Source organism: Actinotalea sp. (genome assembly GCF_041597215.1).
Taxonomy (GTDB): domain Bacteria; phylum Actinomycetota; class Actinomycetes; order Actinomycetales; family Cellulomonadaceae; genus Actinotalea.
The window spans coordinates 1-17,168 of record NZ_JBFHHB010000009.1; the positions used below are offsets into that span (position 1 = coordinate 1).

A 17,168-nucleotide genomic window follows, 5' to 3' on the forward strand; every position below is an offset into this window, starting at 1 on the left:
CGGCACCGGGGGTCCCCGGCTCGTGGCCGGGGCGAGCCGGACGCCACCAGTACCAGTCGCGCTTGGGGCTGTCGACGGAGGACCGCGACTCGACGAACCACGGGTGCTCGTCGGAGCTGTGGTTGACCACGAGGTCCATCACGACCCGGATCCCACGAGCATGGGCGGAGGCGATCAGCTCGTCCAGGTCCGCGAGCGAGCCGAACAGCGGGTCGACGTCCTCGTAGTCGCTGATGTCGTAGCCGTTGTCGTCCTGCGGGGAGCGGTAGACGGGCGAGATCCACAGCACGTCCACCCCGAGGACGGCCAGGTGGTCGAGCCGCGCGGTGATACCGCGCAGGTCGCCGATCCCGTCACCGTCCGAGTCCGCGAAGGAGCGTGGGTAGACCTGGTACACCACCGCCGACGTCCACCACTCGGCGGTGCGCGGTGCGGGCTGCGCAGGGGCGGACACGGCTGGGCTGCTCCTCGGATCGTCGGGCCGGCGCCCGGACGCGGCGCCTGCGCCGACCATTCTCGCCGAGCGCACGGTCCGGTCCGGACCTAGCCTCGGTCGATGGCCCACCCCGCCCCGATCCCGCCAGGTCCCGGCCAGGAGTCCGTCTGGGACTACCCCCGGCCGCCGCGCGTCGAGGAGTCCTCCGCCCTCGTGGAGATCGAGCTCGGTGGCCGGGTGATCGCGCGCACCGTGCGGTCGTGGCGCGTGCTGGAGACGAGCCACCCGCCGACGTACTACGTCCCGCGCGAGGCCTTCGCCCGGGGCGTGCTCCGCGAGATCGGCGGCTCGACCTGGTGCGAGTGGAAGGGCCGCGCGGCGTACTTCGACCTCGTCTCCGGGCAGACCGTCGCCGAACGCGCCGCGTGGACCTACCCCGAGCCGACGCCGGGCTTCGAGGTGCTCCGCGGGACGGTCGCCGTCATGCCCCGGAGCGTCGACCGCTGCTCGGTGGACGGGGAGACCGTCGTCCCGCAGCCCGGCGGCTTCTACGGCGGGTGGATCACGAGCGCCGTCGTCGGTCCGTTCAAGGGCGATCCGGGCACCTGGGGCTGGTGACCACCCAGCGAGCCGTCGCGCGCACTACTCCGGTGCCGGACCGTTGACCATCCAGGTCACGCCGAACCGGTCCACGAGCATCCCGAAGAGGTCACCCCACGGCGCGACCTCGAACGGGGCGGTGATCGTCGCTCCCTCGACGAGGCCCTCCCAGTACCCCGTGAGCTCGGCGGTGTCGTCCCCGCTCAACGAGACCGAGATGCTCCCCCCGGGGCTGTACTCCATCGAGCTGGGGGTGTCGGCACCCATGAGGACCAGGCCGCCGGGCGTCTCGAGCATCGAGTGCATGACGAGATCCTCCTCGCCGGGCCCGACCGGCATCCCGAGCTCGCGGAAGGTGCTGATCTCCAGCTCCCCGCCGAGGACCGAGCGGTAGAACTCCATCGCCTCGCGCGCACTGTCGCGGAAGGAGAGGTACGGGTTCAGACGCGTGACCATGAGGTGCTCCCGAGATCGCCCACTGTGATGCGGGTCACTCTCCCGGCGTTGCGGGGCGCCCGTCAAGGCGCCGCCGGGGCGAGATCGTCCTCGAGCAGCACCCCACGGCCGCTGTCCCGGTCGAACCGCCGATGGCAGACTCCCCCGTATGAGCGCCGTTGACGAGCTCCTCGACGGACTGCCCGGCCCTGAGCGGACGGCGGTCGCAGCCGTCGTCGACCTTGCCGAGCGACTCGCGCCGTCCGCCGCCCGCGGCGTCAGCTACGGGGTCCCTGCGCTCCTCGTCGACGGTCGTCCGCTGCTCGGGCTGGCCGTCAGGGGCGAGCGGATCTCGCTCTACCCGTTCTCCCCCGCCGCCCTCGACACCGTCCGGGAGGACCTCGCCGGCTGGTCGACCTCGAAGGGGACGGTCCACTGCTCGGCGGCCCACCCCCTCCCGACAGTGCTGCTCGAGCGGATGCTGCTCGCCCGCCTCGCCGAGATCCAGGGCTGAGCCGTGAAGTCGGCACCGAGATGCCCGTCCTGAGCGTGACCCCGGACCCGGCGAGCCTCACGCTGACCCTGGTCGCCGACCTCGCGCCGGCGCCGGCCGGAGCCTGGCAGCTGTGGGCCGACCCGCGCCGCCTCGAACGCTGGTGGGGCCCGGCAGGCTGGCCCGCCACCGTCACCGCGCACGAGCTGAGACCTGGCGGCAGCGTCCACTACGTCATGCACGGACCGGAGGACCGGGAGTCCGCCGGCTGGTGGCGGATCCTCGCCGTCGAGCACGCCGCGCTGCTGGAGCTCGAGGACCGGTTCGTCGACGCGCACGGCGAGCCGAACCCCGGCACGCCCGCCGTCGGGATGACCTTCCACCTGCACCCGACCTCGACGGGAACGCGAGTGACCATGATCAACACCTTCTCGAGCACGGCGGAGATGGAGGACCTCGCCAGGCGAGGACTGGCCGAGGGCCTCACCGAGGTGCTGGGCCAGATGGATGCCGCCCTCGCGGACTGACCGCCACGCCGACGCCGGACCCCGCCCCCCCCGTGCGCTCGCAGCACCGCGCCGTGGGCGGCAGGATCGGGCACATGACCGGCGCCACCCGCGAGCTGGCGATGTTCCCGCTCGGCTCCGTCCTCTTCCCGGGGATGCCGCTGCCCTTGCGCGTCTTCGAGCCCCGCTACGTCGCGATGCTGGCGTCGCTGCTCGGGGAGCCGGTGCGTGAGTTCGGAGTGGTGCTGATCGAGCGCGGCTCCGAGGTCGGCGGGGGTGACCTCCGGTTCGACATGGGCACGGTGGCGCGCATCTCCTCGGTGCAGATCGCCGAGGAGTCGGTCCGGCTGCTCGCGACCGGCGGCATGCGCTTCGAGGTGGTGCGCTGGCTCGCCGACGACCCGTTCCCCCGGGCCGAGGTGCGCGAGCTGGACCCCTGGGAGCTCGACCGGGAGACCACGTTCGCCCTTGCCGGAGCGGAGGCCTCCGTGCGCAGGACCCTCTCCCGGGCGAGCGAGTTCGTCGAGCTGCCCTGGCCGGCCGACACCGAGCTGTCCCCCGAGCCGGCGGAACGACTCTGGCAGCTCGCCGGCATCGCACCCCTCGGCCCGATGGACCAGCTCGCCCTGCTGCGCGCGCGCACCGCGACCGAGCTGCTGGGCCTCCTGGAGGAGCTCGTCCAGCAGGCGGACCTCAGCCTGACCTCCGACTGGTCCGACGACGACGACCCCCGCCCTTGAGCCGCTGGGCCTGAGGGCGACGTCGACCGCCCCGGGCGCGCACCCTCTCGCTCTCCCCATTGACGCTCGTACTTAGTACGTCTACCCTCGATCGCGACGACCGTACTAAGTACGACCGCAGAGGACGCACCGATGCAGCGAGCCCTGACCGCCCTTGCCCTCGGCCTGAGCGCCACCCTCGCCCTGAGCACCGCACCTGGCCTGAGCACCGCACCGGGTCTGAGCACCGCACCGGGTCTGAGCACCGCACCGGGCTCCGGCGCCACGGACGGGTCGATGGAGGGGTTCATCGAGAGCGAGATGCCGACCTCCGGCGTGCCGGGCCTGGCCTACTCCGTCGTGGCCGACGGCGGCACGGCCCTCGGGGCGCGTGGTGTCGTCAGGGTAGGGGGCACCACCCCCGTCACGCCGGACACGCCGTTCCTCACCGGGTCGATCTCCAAGAGCTTCACGGCGCTCGCCGTCATGCAGCTGGCCGAGGCGGGCCGGGTCGACCTGGGTGCCGCGATCTCCGACTACCTGGACGACTTCACGGGCCGACCCGCCGGTGGGGTCACGATCCGTCAGCTGCTCAGCCACACCAGCGGCTTCTCCACCCTGCAGGGGAACGCCTCGCACCGGGACGGGGCTGCCGGCACCGATGAGCTCGCGCGCCTCGTCGAGGGGCTCGCCGAGACGACCCCGGCCTACGGGCCGGACGAGAGGTGGGAGTACTCGAACACGAACTACCAGATCCTCGGTCGGCTGATCGAGGTCGTCAGCGGCGCGCAGTACCAGGACTACGTCACCACCCACATCCTCGAGCCGGTCGGCATGGTGCACAGCTTCGTGGCCGACGGCGAGATCCACGAGTCCATGGCGACCGGGCACCGCCCGTGGTTCGGCACCAAGCGACCTCTTCCCGAGAACCGGACCGATCGTGCGACGGCCCCCCAGGGCGGGATCGTGGCGAGCGCGAGCGACCTCGCTCTCTACCTGCAGATGATGATGAACGGCGAGGACGACGTGCTGAGCGCCGACGGCAAGGCCCTCATGATGCGCCCGGCGGGCGGGGCCGCGACCTTCTACGGCTTCGGCTGGTTCGTGGACGCGGGCAACGGCACGGTGTGGCACTCGGGGTCGACCCCCGGAGTCGAGACGCTGGCGACGATGGTCCCCGCCGAGAAGAGGGCGGTCACCGTGCTGGTCAACGGCGGGAGCGGAGTCGGCTTCGGAGAGACGTCCGCGCTCCGCAACGGCATCACCACGAGGGCGCTGGGTCTCGACGCCGTCGACGAGGGCTCGCGCCTGCCCCAGAAGGCCCTCGTCCTCAGCCTGGTGCTCCTCCCGGTCGGCTACCTGCTGAGCATGGTCTGGGCCTGGCGGCACCGCGCCGCCATCCGCGCGAAGTCGGGCGTCGCCGGCCGCTTCAGCCTCTGGTTCCCGCTGCTCACCACCCTCGCCGCCGCGTGGGTGGTCCTCGGCCTGGTGCCGAGCCTCGTCGGCTCGCCGATCGGCACGATCAGCATGTTCCAGCCGGATCTCGGCGCGGCGTTGATCGCGACCGCCGTGACCGGTGTGCTGTGGGCGGTGTTCAGGCTCGTCGTGGCCCATACGGGGCGACCCGCCCGCGCCTGATCACGGTGGATCCACCCGTCGGGCCTCTGACCGGACGACGCGGAGCGACCCGGGACGGGCCGGCGCCGCGCCACCCCGGTCAGCGGCTCATCGCGTGCGCCTGCTCCAGGATCCGGAAGGCGGCGAGCGCGTCACGGGGCTCCACCGGGGTCGGCGCCCCGTCGCGGATCGTCGCGGCGACGCCGGCGTAGAAGTCCGCATAGGTGCCCGGAAGCGTCGGGTACGGCACGAGGCCCTCGGGCGAGCCGGCGACGCCGATCCGTCCCCAGGCGCTCTCGGGAGTCTGCCCGTAGCCCTCGTCGGTCGGCCGACCGCCCGCCTTGAGGAGGGTCTCCTGCAGGTCGAGCCCGTCGACGCTGTAGGCGCCCTCGGTGCCGAGGACGCGGAACCGCGGGCCGGACTGCCCGGCGGCCCGGCTCACGGTGATGTGCGACCGGACCCCCGACTCGTGCCGCAGCGAGAGGAAGGCGTCGTCCTCGTTCCGTCCACCCTCGCGGAGCACGGCCAGCTCGGCGCACTCGAGCTCGGCCGGCCCGAAGAGCTGGAGGGCCTGGTCGACGAGGTGGCTGCCGAGGTCGAAGGTGATCCCACCGCCCTGCGCCGGGGTCGTCGTGTCCTGCCACCGGCCCGCGCGGGGCTGGGGGAAGCGCTCGAAGGTGGACTCGAAGCGGTGCACCCGACCGAGCAGGCCGGACTCGACCACGGCGCGCACCGTGCGGAAGTCCCCGTCCCAGCGTCGGTTCTGGAAGACGAACAACGGACGCCCGAGCCGCTCGGCCGCCTCGACGAGCTGGGTCGCCTCGGCGACCGAGGCCGCGAAGGGCTTGTCGACGACGACGGCCGCACCGGCCTCGAGGGCAGCGAGGCCCTGCTCGAGGTGGGTGTGCGCGGGAGAGGCGAGGACGACGAGGTCGAGCTCCCCCGCACGGGCGAGCAGCTCGGCCGGCGTGGCGACCACGGGGTAGTGGGCCGAGGCGAGTGCCTGGCGCCCCGGATCGCTCGTGGCGACGAGGTCGATGCTGAAGGTGGGGTTCGTGGCGAGGAAGGGCTCGTGGAAGACCTGGCCCGAGAGCCCGTAGCCGATGATCCCTGTCCGGAGCGTTGCGTTGTCGACCATGCCCAGCACCCTAGGCCTCCGGCCCGCCGCCTTGTGTCGGCGCACGTCAGGTGGACAGACTGTCGCGTCACGCCCCCGACCCGAGACGAGATCGAGCCATGGCCAGCAGGAAGTCCAAGCGCATCGGGATCCTGACCGCCGGAGGCGACAGCCCCGGGCTGAACGCCGCGATCCGCGCCGTGGGCAAGACGGCCATCGGGCACCACGACATGGAGCTCATCGGCTTCCGCGACGGGATCACCGGACTCGTGGCGAACCGCCACGTCCCGCTCGACGGCAGGGCGCTGTCCGGGATCCTCACGATCGGCGGCACCATCCTGGGCACCAGCCGCGACAAGGTGCACAAGATGCCCGTCGACGACGAGAGCGTCGACATGGTGCCGACCGTCGCCCGGCAGTACGAGGAGGAGGGCCTGGACGGGCTCATCCTCATCGGCGGCGGCGGGACCGCGAAGAACGCGATGCGACTGGCCGACGCCGGGATGAACGTGCTCATGCTCCCCAAGACGATCGACAACGACATCGCCGGGACGGACACGAGCTTCGGCTTCGCCACGGCGACGGAGATCGCCACCGAGGCGATCGACCGGGTGCACTCCACGGCGCACAGCCACCACCGGATCATCCTCACCGAGGTCATGGGGCACAACGCGGGGTGGCTCACCCTCGCCGCCGGGATCGCGGGCGGTGCGGACGTCATCCTCATCCCGGAGATCCCGTACACGGTGGAGAAGGTCGCCGAGATGATCACCGCGCGGATGGACCGGGGCAGCTCCTTCAGCGTCGTCGCCGTCGCCGAGGGAGCCCGCGACGTGCACGACACGGCCGACTACGAGGCGGCCCGACTCCTGGTCAAGGCGGCCAAGACCCCCGAGGGCTCCCGTGCGGCCAAGGCTCACCTCGCCCATGTCGAGGACACCCAGCGTGAGCACAGCTTCCGGCTCGCGCGCGCCCTGGAGTCCGCGACCGGTCTCGAGTCCCGCGTGACGATCCTCGGCTACGTCCAGCGCGGCGGGACCCCGTGCGCGGCGGACCGCCTCCTCGCCACCCGGATCGGCGCCGTCGCTGCCGACCTCGCCGCCGCCGGCGAGTACGGCTACATGGTCGCCGCCCGGGGAGAGGGCACCGAGCCGGTCCCGCTCGCCGAGGTCGCAGGCAAGGTCAAGCTCGTCCCCACCGACCACGACTGGGTCACCGCCGCCCGCAAGGTCGGCACGAGCCTCGGCGACTGAGCCGCGAACCGCGCCGACCGGCGTCGCCGGTCAGTCGATCACGGAGCTGAGCAGCAGGCTCGTCTCGCTGTTGGCGACACCGTCGATCGTGCGGATGTCCCGGAGCAGCCGGTCGAAGGTGGCGAGGGACTCCGTGCGGATCTCCGCCACGAGATCCCACTTGCCGTTGGTCGAGTGCAGGGCCCGGATGTCCGGCAGCCCACGCAGCTGAGCGATGACCTCATCCGTCGACCGCCCCTCGACCTCGACGAGGCACACGGCGGTGACGGAGTCGGGATCGCGCTCCTCGCGAACGCGGACCGAGAAGCCCAGCACGGTGCCCTCGTCGAGCAGCCGGTCGATCCTGCTGGTGACCGTCGCCCGGGAGACCCCGAGCCGGCGGGCGAGGGCGGCGACGGGCTCGCGGCTGTCCGCGCGCAGGGCGCTGAGCAGGCGGCGGTCGAGGTCGTCCAGGGCTCGCATGAACAGAATGTACATCCGCGCCTCTCACTCTGGTCAGCCGGGTAGACAGATCGGCGCACTCTGGCGATTGCGACCGCAACCTGCACATCTCTACCGTTCTCTCGACACGGGAGGTGGGCCACATGGTCGAGTTCGTCGACGTCCGCAGCATCACGCGCTGGGCAGCACAGGAGGGCGTCGAGGCGATCCTCGCGGGCCTGGTCGAGCACCTGGAGGCGGATGTCCGCCGGTGGCAGGCCTTCGAGCGGATCCCGCGCATCGCCAGCCACTCCCCGCTCGGCGTCGTCGAGCTCATGCCGACCTCCGACGGCGAGACCTACGGGTTCAAGTACGTCAACGGCCACCCCGACAACCCGAGCACCGGCCACCAGACCGTCACGGCCTTCGGGGTGCTCGCCGATGTCGCGACCGGCTACCCCGTGTTCTGGTCCGAGATGACGCTGCTCACCGCACTGCGCACCGCTGCCACCTCCGCGGTGGTCGCGCGCGCCCTCGCCCGCCACGACTCGCGGACGATGGCCCTGATCGGCACCGGTGCGCAGTCCGAGTTCCAGGCGCTCGCCTTCCGCGCAGCCCTCGGGATCGACACCCTGCGGATCTGGGACACCGACCCCGCAGCGATGGCCAAGCTGGTGCGCAACCTCGGACCGCTCGGCTTCTCGATCCACGTCGCGGGCTCGGCCGCCGAGGCCGTCGACGGCGCGGACGTCGTCACCACGTGCACCGCCGACAAGACGAACGCCACCGTCCTGACCGACGCGATGGTCGCCCCCGGCATGCACCTCAACGCGATCGGCGGCGACTGCCCCGGCAAGACCGAGCTGGACGCGCGGATCCTGCACCGCGGGAGCGTGTTCGTCGAGCACACCGCCCAGACGCGGGTCGAGGGAGAGATCCAGCAGGTCGCCCCCGACTTCCCCGTCACCGAGATCTGGCAGGTGCTCACCGGGCTCGCCCCGGGGCGCACCTCGACCGAGCAGATCACGATCTTCGACTCGGTCGGCTTCGCCATCGAGGACCTCTCCGCGCTGACCTTCCTGCGCAGGGCCGTGTCGGGGACGGCGTTCGTCCAGGACGTCGACCTCGTCGCCGAGCCGAGCGACCCCAAGGACCTCTTCTCCCTGGTGCGCGAGTCCGTCGCGCCGGTCCTGGTCTGACCGCGGTGGCAGTCCAGGCTCCCGCGGCGGTCGTGCTGATCCGGCCGCACCACTTCCAGCCCAACCCGCAGACCGCTGCGGACAACGCCTTCCAGTCGACCGTCGACCTCGGCGACGACGCTGACGGGATGGCGGCGGCCCGGCTCGCCGTCGCCGCCTATCACGAGGTCACCGGCGCGGCCGAGACGCTCGCGGCCGAGGGCGTCCGCGTGCACCTCTTCGAGAACGAGGACCCGACCCGCCCCGACAGCGTCTTCCCGAACAACTGGTTCTCCACCCACGCCGGCGGGCATGTCGCCGTCTACCCCATGTACGTCCCGAACCGGCGCACCGAGCGGCGCAGCGACGTGATCGAGCTGCTCAAGGAGCGCTACCGCGTCCAGGACGTCATCGACTACTCGGGGCTCGAGCAGGACGGCGTCTACCTCGAGGGCACCGGCGCGATGGTGCTCGACCACGAGAGCCGCATCGCCTACACCGCTCGCTCGCACCGCGCCGACCCGATCGCCCTGGAGCGCTTCTGCACGCACTTCGGCTACGAGCCGATGGCCTTCGACGCCGCAGACGAGCACGGGGTGCCGATCTACCACACCAATGTGCTCATGTGCGTGGCGACGGAGTTCGCCCTGATCGGCCTGAGCATGGTCAGCGACCCGCGACGCAGGCGCGAGGTCGCCGAGCGCCTGGCCGAGCACGGACGGACCGTGATCGACCTCAGCCCCGAGCAGGTGCGGGCCTTCGCCGGGAACGCGATCGAGCTGCGGACCCCGACGGGCCGCATCCTCGCGTTGTCGACGACGGCTCTCGCGAGCCTGGAACCGGCGCAGCTCGAGGTGATCGGGCGCAGCTGCCGGATCGTCCCGCTCCCCGTCCCGACGATCGAGCTCGCCGGCGGGTCCGTGCGCTGCATGATCGCCGGGATCCACCTCGACCCACGGCCGGCGCCGGGCCTCGCTCCTGCAGCCGTCGGGGAGCAGGACGCCGCCGCACAGACCTGACCTGCGGCTGCGCCACCGCGCGGAGCCGTCGACGCCAGGACTCAGGACCCGGGTGAGCACTGTCGGGGGTACGGCACAGTGGGGCCGGGCGTTGGAGTCGCCGGTGGCAACGAGGCCGCCGACCGACGCCGGAGAAGAGGGTCCTGGTCGATGATCGAGCTCCTGGCAGGCAACCCCGTCCTGCTGCTGTTCGTCACCGCGGCGATCGGCTACGCCCTCGGTCGGATCCACGTCAAGGGCGCGTCGGTCGGGGTGGCGGCAGTGCTGTTCGTCGGCCTGGCGATCGGCGCCCAGAGCCCCGAGCTGGAGATCCCCGAGTTCCTGCGGACCTTCGGGCTGGCGATCTTCGTCTACACGATCGGCCTGGCGAGCGGCTCGAACTTCTTCGCCTCGTTCAACCGCAAGGGCCTGCGGGACAACGCCCTCGTCGTCGCGATGATGGTCGTCGCCGCGGGGCTCGTGGTCGCCACCGCCAAGGTCTTCGGCCTCAAGGCGACCGTCGCGGCGGGGTTCTTCACCGGTGCGACCACCAACACCCCTGCGCTGGCCGGTGTGATCGAGGCCGTCGAGGCCTCGGGCACCGGGCCTGCGATCGCCGCTGCCGCGAACGAGCCGACCATCGGGTACTCGATCGCCTACCCGATGGGCGTCCTCGGCCCGATCCTCGCGATCGCTATCGTCGCCCGCCTCTTCCGGATCGACTACCGCGCGGAGGCCGCCAAGCTCACCTCCCTGAACCTCGTGCAGGAGGAGATCCGCTCCGTGACGATCCGGGTCGACGCCGCGGTCTGCCTGGACAGGTCCGTGCGGGAGATCCAGCGCGCCCTGCGCCTGCCGATCGTGATGAGCCGCATCCAGCGCGGGGACGACGTGCTGCTCGCCGAGGGCGACCTGCGGCTGCGCGACGGCGACCTCGTCCAGGTCGTCGGCACCGAGACGAACGTCGAGCGGGCGGTCGCCGTCCTGGGCGCGCTCGACGAGCACCACCCCGAGCTCGACCGCACGCGCTACGACTTCCGCCGGATCGTCGTCTCCGAGACGGAGGTCGTCGGGCGGCGACTGAAGGACCTGCGGCTCCCGGAGGACTACGACGCGATCGTCACCCGCGTGCGCCGCGGCGACGTCGACGTCATCGCCTCGGGCGACACCGTGCTCGAGCTCGGGGACCGGGTGCGCGTGGTCGCGGGGCGCGAGCACATGAAGGCCGTCACCGCCCGGCTGGGCGACTCCTACCGGCACCTGTCGGAGATCGACCTGCTCTCCTTCGGCCTGGGCATGTCCCTCGGACTCCTGCTCGGCGTGATCTCCGTCCCGTTGCCCGGTGGGATGACCTTCGAGCTCGGATCGGCCGGCGGACCGCTCGTGGCGGGCCTCGTCCTGGGTGCCGTCCGCCGTACCGGGCCGATCGTCTGGAACATCCCCTACAGCGCGAACCTCACGCTGCGGCAGATCGGCCTCACGCTCTTCCTCGCCGCCGTCGGCCTCGGCTCGGGCTACACCTTCCGCACCATGTTCGCCGAGAACTCCGGGGTGACGCTGCTGATCGTCGGAGCACTGATCTCGACCTTGATCCCGCTCGTGACCCTGATCATCGGGTACCGGTGGTTCAAGATGCCCTACGGGACCCTCACCGGGCTGGTGTCCTCGATGCACACCCAGCCCGCCGTGCTCGGCTACGCCCTGGAGGCCTCCGGGGACGAGTCCCCGAACGTCGGCTACGCGATGGTGTACCCCGTCGCGATGATCACCAAGATCCTGCTGGCCCAGGCGGTCCTGCTGGTGCTCGGCGGAGTCGTGGGCGCCTGAGCGGCGCAGTCCCGCCGCGGGAGGTCAGGCCGTCGCGACGGTCACGCGGTTCCGGCCCGCGCGCTTGCTCTCGTACATGAGCGCGTCGGCGCGGGCGACGCACGCCTCGGCATCGGCTCCTGGCCGAGCGAGCGTGGCGCCCACGGAGACCGTCACCCGCACGGGTGCGCCCTCCTGCTGGATCCACGAGTGCTCCACGAGCATCCGCACCCGCTCGGCGACGGTGCGCAGCATCGCGTCGTCGACCTCGGGGAGCAGGGCGAGGAACTCCTCGCCACCCCAGCGCACGGCCAGGTCCCCCCGGCGAAGGCCACCGGCGATCGATCGACCGATCATGCGCAGCACCCGGTCCCCCGTCGCGTGCCCATGGGTGTCGTTGACCACCTTGAAGTGGTCCGCGTCGATGAAGAGCACGCCGAGCCCCGTCCCCTCGGCCGCCGGGCGGGCCAGGAGCACCTCCAGGCGCTCCTCGCCGAGCCGACGCACCGGCAGCCCGGTGACCGTGTCGCGGCCGTCGGAGTCCGAGGGCTCGACCGCGACCTGCTCGGTGTAGAGGTTGCCGGCCGTGGGGGTGAAGACCTCGATCGCCCCGACGATCGTGCCGCCCTCGTCCCGCAGCGCGCTCCCGCGCACGGTCACCGGCACCCGGTGGCCGTGGACATGGTGGAGATAGACGTCCGCCTGCCGCGACTCGCCGTCCCGCATCACCGCCTCGAGCGGGCAGGCGTCACGGCACAACGGCCGTCCGTCGTCGTCGACATGCCGCAGGATCCCGGCAGAGCAGCGCCGGCCGATGACGTCCTCGACGGCATAGCCGGAGATCCGCTCGGACCCGGCGTTCCAGTAGGTGATCCGACGGTCGCGGTCCAACGCGTACACACCGTCGGCCACCTGGTCGAGCGCTTCTGCGTAGAAGTCGGGATTCATGGGGCTCCGGGCGGCCGGGGTGGCGCTCGGGACGTCCGCAGGTCCGCCACGCCATGGCGAGGGTGTCACGTCACGCTAGTGGACCGGTAGGGCGCCGAGGTGGGCCCGAGGCCCCCTCAACTCCGGCCGCAGCGAGCCGATGAGGACCCCTACGGCGGACGGCGGGGGACCTCGCCCCGCGCGATGCCGCGCCGGGGCGCGGTGACCGCTCAGGCCACCGAGGCCCGCCGCGTCGGCGACATGGTGGCGCGTTCCTGCGGGACGTCGTCCGACGCGTCCCCTCGACCACCGTGCGGGTCGGTACCCGCCGCGGCTGTCAGCAGCACCTCCGCGATCTCCGCACCGACGAGCTCGTACCGTTCCAGCAGTGCGTCGCGCAGCGCCTCGACCAGGTGCTTGTTGCGGGTGAGCAGCCAGACGACGGTCTTGCGTGCGTCGTCGAGCACCGTCTCCAGCTGCGCCCGCGCGGCGGGGTCGGCCAGGACGGCGGAGACGAGGTTCTGCCCGGTGGGCAGGAAGGACACGAGCGAGCCCGTCATCCCCGCCGCACCGACCATCTGCGCTGCCGTGGACGTCGCTGCGGCCAGGTCGCTCGCCGGTCCGGTGGAGGTCCGTCCGAAGAACAGCTCCTCGGCGACGAACCCACCCATCGCGATCTGCACGAGCGCTCGCAGGTCCGTCGAGGAGTGCGTGTAGACCTCCTCGGTGTCACCGTGCGCGAGCAGGCCGAGCGCCGGACCGCGCTTGACGATCGTGAGCACCTCGAGCGTCCGGTTCGGGGCCAGCAGCCACGCGACCACGGCGTGCCCCGCCTCGTGCGTGGCGATGAGCCGCTGCTCCTCCTCGGTGTAGGTGACCGGGCGGCCGATCCCGACCATCTCGGTGATGCGCGCCTGCTCGACGTCGACGAAGGACATCGCGCCCGATCCTCTCCGCAGCGCGTTGACCAGCGCCTCGTCCAGCAGGTGCTCGATCATGACCGGTGTCCAGCCCTGGGTCGCGGCCGCGATGCGGTCGCGGAGGGTGGGGTCGTCCAGGACCGCCTCGTGCGAGCGCCGGGCCAGGAAGTGGTCGACGAGGGCCCTGCGCCCGTGCACGTCCGGCGGCTCGAAGGTGAGCCGGCGGTCGAACCGCCCAGGACGCAGCAGCGCGGGGTCGAGGGAGTCGGCACGGTTGGTCGCGGCGATGAGCAGGATGGGGGCGCGCACGGGGCGCAGCTGCTGGATCTGCCGGTGCGCGGGCAGGAGCAGGTTCACGGCGGCGATGAGCCGGTTGGCCAACCGAGCGGAGCCCACGGGCTCGTCGAAGGACTGCATCTGGACCAGGAGCTCGTTGACGACGCCACCCGTCCCCTCGCTGATCACCGCGTTGCGCACGACGGCGGGCAGGAGCCCGTGCGGCCGGCTGCCGCTGCCGGCGCCCTGGACGGTGGCCGCCTCGCCGGTCAGACCGCCGCGGCGCATGGCGATCGCGTCGATCTCCTCGATGAAGCCGATCGCGCCGCCCTCGGCCCGCGCGGCCTTGCGCAGGGCCGCGAAGTAGGCGCGGATCTTCTTCGCCGTCGCGCCGTAGTACATCGACTGGAAGGAGGTCGCCGAGACGAACAGGAACGGCACCCCCGCCTCGGCCGCCATCGCCTTGGCCGTCATCGTCTTCCCCGTGCCGGGCAGCCCCTCGAAGAGCAGTCCGCGACGCGGGGTGCCACCCATCTGCTCGGCGAACTGGCGGTGCGTCTGGAACAGGTCGATCGATCGGCGCACGTCCTCCTTGACGGGGTCGATCCCGATCACGTCGTCCAGACCGACGTCCATCTGCTCAGGACGATAGGTCAGGTGCGGGGACCGGCTCGTGAGGACCTGGGAACCGACGAGCAGGAGCAGGAGCGCACCGAAGAACAGGACCGGCACCGCGACCAGGGGATCGATCTCCGGCAGCCGGGGGATCGGCGAGCGCCCGGCCAGGGGCATCGCGATGAAGTAGGCCTCGACGGCCAGGACGACGGCGACCAGCCGGTAGACACGGCGCCGGCGCACCCGGTCCCGCTCGACCGCGATGTCGTTGCTGCCCGAACGGAGGGTGAAGACAGGTGTCTGCGGCATCGGATCGGCCTTCCGCACGAGGAGCCGCCCGGGCGGCGGCAGACCCCCATCGTGGACGCGCGGGGCAGAAGGGGCAATCGGTACAAACCGGACGCCTCTCCGGCGACGACCGCCGACCGGTCAGCGCATCGGGTACCAGCGGTTGCCGAACCGACGCATGACCCGGCTCGTCTCCACCACCGCCATCGCGTCCACCCGCTCGACGACGGCGCGCCCGACTCCGGCGGCCGCGAGGTCGTCGGCGGCCTCGTAGCGGACGGTGAGCACGGGCTCACCGCGCAGGATGTCGACCTGACCCGCCTCGACGGCCGTGTGCTCCCGCGCCGCCTCCGTCGCGGTGGGCAGCACCTGCGCCGGATCGGTTCCCAGGCGCAACGCGCCCACGACCATGCGGACCCGGTACGACGGCACCCGGGGGAGCCTAGACCGCCGACCTGCCGAGGTGACGCACGGGCGCCCCGCCGCGGTCGTCAGGGACGACGGCCGTCCGCTGCGGGGACCGGTACCCGGATCACCGGCACGGGGAAGTCGGCGGCCCGGATCGGGTCGAGGGTCGCGTCGGAGATCCCCGCGGTGAAGTCCTCGAAGCCGAAGACCTTGAAGAGCGCGTCCCGACCGAACTTCGTGCTGTCGGCCACGAAGTAGGCCTCCCCTGCGATGGAGCGCATCTTGCGCTTGAGCTCGATCTCATAGCTCGACGCCGAGTAGATCCCGTCCTCCATCACGTTGGCCGCGCCGAAGATGGCGGCGTTGACGCGGAGGTTCTCGACCTGCTGGATGGACGTCGGGCCCCACATCGCGTACCCGTTGGGCAGCAGCTCGCCGCCGATGAAGACCAGGCTCATCGCCGGCTTCTTGGCGATCTCGAGACCGATGCGCAGATCGTGCGTGACGACGGTCAGCCGGCGGTGGTTCAGATGTCGCGCGACTTCGAGCGTCGTGGTGCCACCGTCGAGGAGGATCGACTGCCCCTCGTGGATCCGCTCGGCCATCGCGGCGCCGATGGCGCGCTTCTCGGCCGCCCGGCCACCCATGTCCCGGCGCGGGGCGTGGTCGAGCCCGCGCACCGGCACGGCACCACCGTGGGTGCGCTCGATCAAGCCTCTTTCCTGGAGTCGTTCCAGGTCACGGCGGATTGTCGAGGTGTCCACGCCGAAGGCCTCCGCGAGGCTGTTCACACTCTGGAAGCCCCGCTCCTGCAGTCGTTCGACGATCTCCGACGTACGCGACACGCGATGTCCCCTCTGACGGCGCTACGTCACTCTAGCAGCGCGCTGTGCGCGATATCGCGCAGATTGCCCCCTCGTGGTGCGCGATAAAGCGCAAGATCGTCTCGACATTCGCGCATCATCGGGCTACTGTCCACTCGACGAGCACGAATCCGGGAGCCGGACGCGCGACTCTCACGCGAAACCAATCACAAGGGAGTGATGTCATGACGCAACGTAGGACTGCCCAGATCGCAGCGTTCGGGCTTGCGGCGGCACTGCTGGCGGGCTGTGGGTCCGTCGGCGGATCGTCCACCACCACGGCGGCGACGGGCGGCGACGCGAGCCTGGCGCCCGAGGACATGACGATGGTCACCGTCGTCAAGCTCACGGGGATCGCCTGGTTCGACCGCATGGAGGTCGGCGTCAAGAACTTCGCCGAGCGGACCGGGGTCGACGCTCGCGAGGAGGGCGGCGACGACGTCAGCCCGGAGAAGCAGATCGCGATCATCCAGGACCTCATCCCCCAGAAGCCCACCGCCATCACCGTCGTCCCGAACTCGCCGGAGGCGCTCTCGAACGTGCTGGCGCAGGCTCGCGAGCAGGGCATCATCGTCGTCGCCCACGAGGCGTCGGGCATCGAGAACGTCGACATCGACATCGAGGCCTTCGACAACGCGGTGTACGGCGAGAAGATCATGGAGAACCTCGCCCAGTGCATGGGCGAGGAGGGCTCCTACGTGCAGTTCGTCGGTGGGCTCACGGCCAAGACCCACATGGAGTGGGTCGGAGCCGCCTACGACAAGCAGCAGGCCGAGTACCCGGACATGACGCGGGTCGAGGACCCGATCGAGAGCACGGACAACGAGAACGCGGCGTACGACCGCGCCAAGGAGATCCTCGCGAAGTACCCGGACATCAAGGGCTTCCAGGGCTCCGCCGGCAACGACGTCCCCGGGATCGCTCGCGCCATCGAAGAGGCCGGCCTCGAGGACGAGGTCTGCGTGATGGGGACCTCGATCCCGTCCGCCTCGGCCAAGTACCTCGCCAACGGGTCGATCGACAAGATCTTCTTCTGGGACCCGGCGCTCGCCGGTGAGGCCCAGCTCCAGATCGCGTTGATCCTCGCCCAGGGCGGGACGATCGAGGTCGGGACCGACCTCGGCATCGAGGGCTACACCTCCCTCGTGAAGCTCGACGGCTACGACAACGTCTTCGCGGGTGACGCCTCGGTCGCGGCCGACGCCGCAGAGGCCGCCAAGTACGACTTCTGAGCCCTTCCGTCACAGGCCCCGCCGGGGTCGACTCGCTCCGAGCCGACCCCGGCGGACGCCG

Annotated in this window: 18 protein-coding genes; 10 read left to right on the plus strand and 8 right to left on the minus strand. The window is 71.5% G+C overall.

The annotated features are described in order from the left end of the window. On the minus strand, positions 1 to 514 hold a 514-nt coding region (locus tag ABWK99_RS01675), incomplete at its 3' end, for an alpha-amylase family glycosyl hydrolase (protein WP_372592978.1). Positions 515 to 556: 42 nt separating this feature from the next. On the opposite strand from ABWK99_RS01675, the gene ABWK99_RS01680 reads away from it, so the two are divergent. Further along, positions 557 to 1,054, plus strand: coding sequence for a DUF427 domain-containing protein (locus tag ABWK99_RS01680; protein ID WP_372592951.1), 498 nt, complete (start codon positions 557 to 559; stop codon positions 1,052 to 1,054). 24 nt (positions 1,055 to 1,078) lie between these two features. Here the strand turns inward: ABWK99_RS01680 and ABWK99_RS01685 are convergent, their stop codons facing one another. Further along, on the minus strand, positions 1,079 to 1,492 hold the full coding sequence (locus ABWK99_RS01685; protein WP_372592952.1) for a VOC family protein: 414 nt from the start codon (positions 1,490 to 1,492) through the stop codon (positions 1,079 to 1,081). Positions 1,493 to 1,640: 148 nt separating this feature from the next. On the opposite strand from ABWK99_RS01685, the gene ABWK99_RS01690 reads away from it, so the two are divergent. The 4 genes from ABWK99_RS01690 to ABWK99_RS01705 all read left to right on the plus strand — a co-directional run bounded on the left by ABWK99_RS01690 (position 1,641) and on the right by ABWK99_RS01705 (position 4,827). Then, positions 1,641 to 1,985 carry an iron chaperone gene (locus ABWK99_RS01690; protein WP_372592953.1) on the plus strand — a complete coding sequence of 115 codons (345 nt, stop codon included), beginning with the start codon at positions 1,641 to 1,643 and terminating at the stop codon, positions 1,983 to 1,985. 20 nt (positions 1,986 to 2,005) lie between these two features. Next, positions 2,006 to 2,491, plus strand: a complete 486-nt coding sequence (locus tag ABWK99_RS01695) for an SRPBCC domain-containing protein (protein WP_372592954.1) — start codon at positions 2,006 to 2,008, stop codon at positions 2,489 to 2,491. A gap of 74 nt (positions 2,492 to 2,565) precedes the next feature. Beyond that, positions 2,566 to 3,210: an LON peptidase substrate-binding domain-containing protein gene (locus tag ABWK99_RS01700; RefSeq protein ID WP_372592955.1), complete on the plus strand. Its 645-nt coding sequence runs from the start codon at positions 2,566 to 2,568 to the stop codon at positions 3,208 to 3,210. Between the two features lie 132 nt (positions 3,211 to 3,342). Beyond that, positions 3,343 to 4,827, plus strand: a complete 1,485-nt coding sequence (locus ABWK99_RS01705) for a serine hydrolase domain-containing protein (RefSeq protein ID WP_372592956.1) — start codon at positions 3,343 to 3,345, stop codon at positions 4,825 to 4,827. Between the two features lie 79 nt (positions 4,828 to 4,906). Here the strand turns inward: ABWK99_RS01705 and ABWK99_RS01710 are convergent, their stop codons facing one another. Continuing rightward, positions 4,907 to 5,944: a Gfo/Idh/MocA family oxidoreductase gene (locus ABWK99_RS01710; protein WP_372592957.1), complete on the minus strand. Its 1,038-nt coding sequence runs from the start codon at positions 5,942 to 5,944 to the stop codon at positions 4,907 to 4,909. Between the two features lie 98 nt (positions 5,945 to 6,042). On the opposite strand from ABWK99_RS01710, the gene ABWK99_RS01715 reads away from it, so the two are divergent. Then, on the plus strand, positions 6,043 to 7,176 hold the full coding sequence (locus ABWK99_RS01715; RefSeq protein WP_372592958.1) for a 6-phosphofructokinase: 1,134 nt from the start codon (positions 6,043 to 6,045) through the stop codon (positions 7,174 to 7,176). A gap of 30 nt (positions 7,177 to 7,206) precedes the next feature. Here ABWK99_RS01715 and ABWK99_RS01720 read toward each other — a convergent pair whose 3' ends face one another. After that, positions 7,207 to 7,638 (minus strand): Lrp/AsnC family transcriptional regulator, encoded by a 432-nt coding sequence (locus tag ABWK99_RS01720; RefSeq protein ID WP_372592959.1) that lies wholly within the window; start codon positions 7,636 to 7,638, stop codon positions 7,207 to 7,209. A gap of 122 nt (positions 7,639 to 7,760) precedes the next feature. On the opposite strand from ABWK99_RS01720, the gene ABWK99_RS01725 reads away from it, so the two are divergent. From ABWK99_RS01725 to ABWK99_RS01735, 3 genes are all read left to right on the plus strand, one after another. Continuing rightward, a complete protein-coding gene (locus ABWK99_RS01725; protein WP_372592960.1) occupies positions 7,761 to 8,795 on the plus strand; it encodes an ornithine cyclodeaminase in 1,035 nt (344 codons plus the stop codon). A gap of 5 nt (positions 8,796 to 8,800) precedes the next feature. Next, positions 8,801 to 9,793, plus strand: coding sequence for a citrulline utilization hydrolase CtlX (gene ctlX, locus ABWK99_RS01730; protein WP_372592961.1), 993 nt, complete (start codon positions 8,801 to 8,803; stop codon positions 9,791 to 9,793). Between the two features lie 150 nt (positions 9,794 to 9,943). After that, on the plus strand, positions 9,944 to 11,599 hold the full coding sequence (locus ABWK99_RS01735; protein WP_372592962.1) for an aspartate:alanine exchanger family transporter: 1,656 nt from the start codon (positions 9,944 to 9,946) through the stop codon (positions 11,597 to 11,599). Between the two features lie 24 nt (positions 11,600 to 11,623). On the opposite strand, the gene ABWK99_RS01740 is transcribed toward ABWK99_RS01735, so the two are convergent. From ABWK99_RS01740 to ABWK99_RS01755, 4 genes are all read right to left on the minus strand, one after another. Beyond that, entirely contained in the window at positions 11,624 to 12,526 is a 903-nt protein-coding gene (locus ABWK99_RS01740) for a diguanylate cyclase domain-containing protein (protein WP_372592963.1), read from the minus strand. Positions 12,527 to 12,735: 209 nt separating this feature from the next. Continuing rightward, positions 12,736 to 14,625: an AAA family ATPase gene (locus ABWK99_RS01745; RefSeq protein ID WP_372592964.1), complete on the minus strand. Its 1,890-nt coding sequence runs from the start codon at positions 14,623 to 14,625 to the stop codon at positions 12,736 to 12,738. A 120-nt stretch (positions 14,626 to 14,745) separates the two neighbouring features. Next, on the minus strand, positions 14,746 to 15,036 hold the full coding sequence (locus ABWK99_RS01750; RefSeq protein ID WP_372592965.1) for a hypothetical protein: 291 nt from the start codon (positions 15,034 to 15,036) through the stop codon (positions 14,746 to 14,748). Between the two features lie 59 nt (positions 15,037 to 15,095). Then, positions 15,096 to 15,857 (minus strand): DeoR/GlpR family DNA-binding transcription regulator, encoded by a 762-nt coding sequence (locus tag ABWK99_RS01755; protein WP_372592966.1) that lies wholly within the window; start codon positions 15,855 to 15,857, stop codon positions 15,096 to 15,098. Positions 15,858 to 16,060: 203 nt separating this feature from the next. On the opposite strand from ABWK99_RS01755, the gene ABWK99_RS01760 reads away from it, so the two are divergent. Continuing rightward, positions 16,061 to 17,107: an autoinducer 2 ABC transporter substrate-binding protein gene (locus tag ABWK99_RS01760; protein WP_372592967.1), complete on the plus strand. Its 1,047-nt coding sequence runs from the start codon at positions 16,061 to 16,063 to the stop codon at positions 17,105 to 17,107. The last annotated feature ends 61 nt before the right edge of the window (positions 17,108 to 17,168 follow it).

Bases quoted from the DNA above. Each gene is read 5' to 3' on its own strand.
- ABWK99_RS01740 (WP_372592963.1), bottom strand. From the start codon at position 12,526: ATGAATCCCGACTTCTACGCAGAAGCGCTCGACCAGGTGGCCGACGGT.
- ABWK99_RS01695 (WP_372592954.1), top strand. From the start codon at position 2,006: ATGCCCGTCCTGAGCGTGACCCCGGACCCGGCGAGCCTCACGCTGACC.
- ABWK99_RS01685 (WP_372592952.1), bottom strand. From the start codon at position 1,492: ATGGTCACGCGTCTGAACCCGTACCTCTCCTTCCGCGACAGTGCGCGC.
- ABWK99_RS01745 (WP_372592964.1), bottom strand. From the start codon at position 14,625: ATGCCGCAGACACCTGTCTTCACCCTCCGTTCGGGCAGCAACGACATC.
- ABWK99_RS01720 (WP_372592959.1), bottom strand. From the start codon at position 7,638: ATGCGAGCCCTGGACGACCTCGACCGCCGCCTGCTCAGCGCCCTGCGC.
- ABWK99_RS01725 (WP_372592960.1), top strand. From the start codon at position 7,761: ATGGTCGAGTTCGTCGACGTCCGCAGCATCACGCGCTGGGCAGCACAG.
- ABWK99_RS01715 (WP_372592958.1), top strand. From the start codon at position 6,043: ATGGCCAGCAGGAAGTCCAAGCGCATCGGGATCCTGACCGCCGGAGGC.
- ABWK99_RS01760 (WP_372592967.1), top strand. From the start codon at position 16,061: ATGACGCAACGTAGGACTGCCCAGATCGCAGCGTTCGGGCTTGCGGCG.
- ABWK99_RS01705 (WP_372592956.1), top strand. From the start codon at position 3,343: ATGCAGCGAGCCCTGACCGCCCTTGCCCTCGGCCTGAGCGCCACCCTC.
- ABWK99_RS01735 (WP_372592962.1), top strand. From the start codon at position 9,944: ATGATCGAGCTCCTGGCAGGCAACCCCGTCCTGCTGCTGTTCGTCACC.
- ABWK99_RS01710 (WP_372592957.1), bottom strand. From the start codon at position 5,944: ATGGTCGACAACGCAACGCTCCGGACAGGGATCATCGGCTACGGGCTC.
- ABWK99_RS01700 (WP_372592955.1), top strand. From the start codon at position 2,566: ATGACCGGCGCCACCCGCGAGCTGGCGATGTTCCCGCTCGGCTCCGTC.
- ABWK99_RS01680 (WP_372592951.1), top strand. From the start codon at position 557: ATGGCCCACCCCGCCCCGATCCCGCCAGGTCCCGGCCAGGAGTCCGTC.
- ABWK99_RS01690 (WP_372592953.1), top strand. From the start codon at position 1,641: ATGAGCGCCGTTGACGAGCTCCTCGACGGACTGCCCGGCCCTGAGCGG.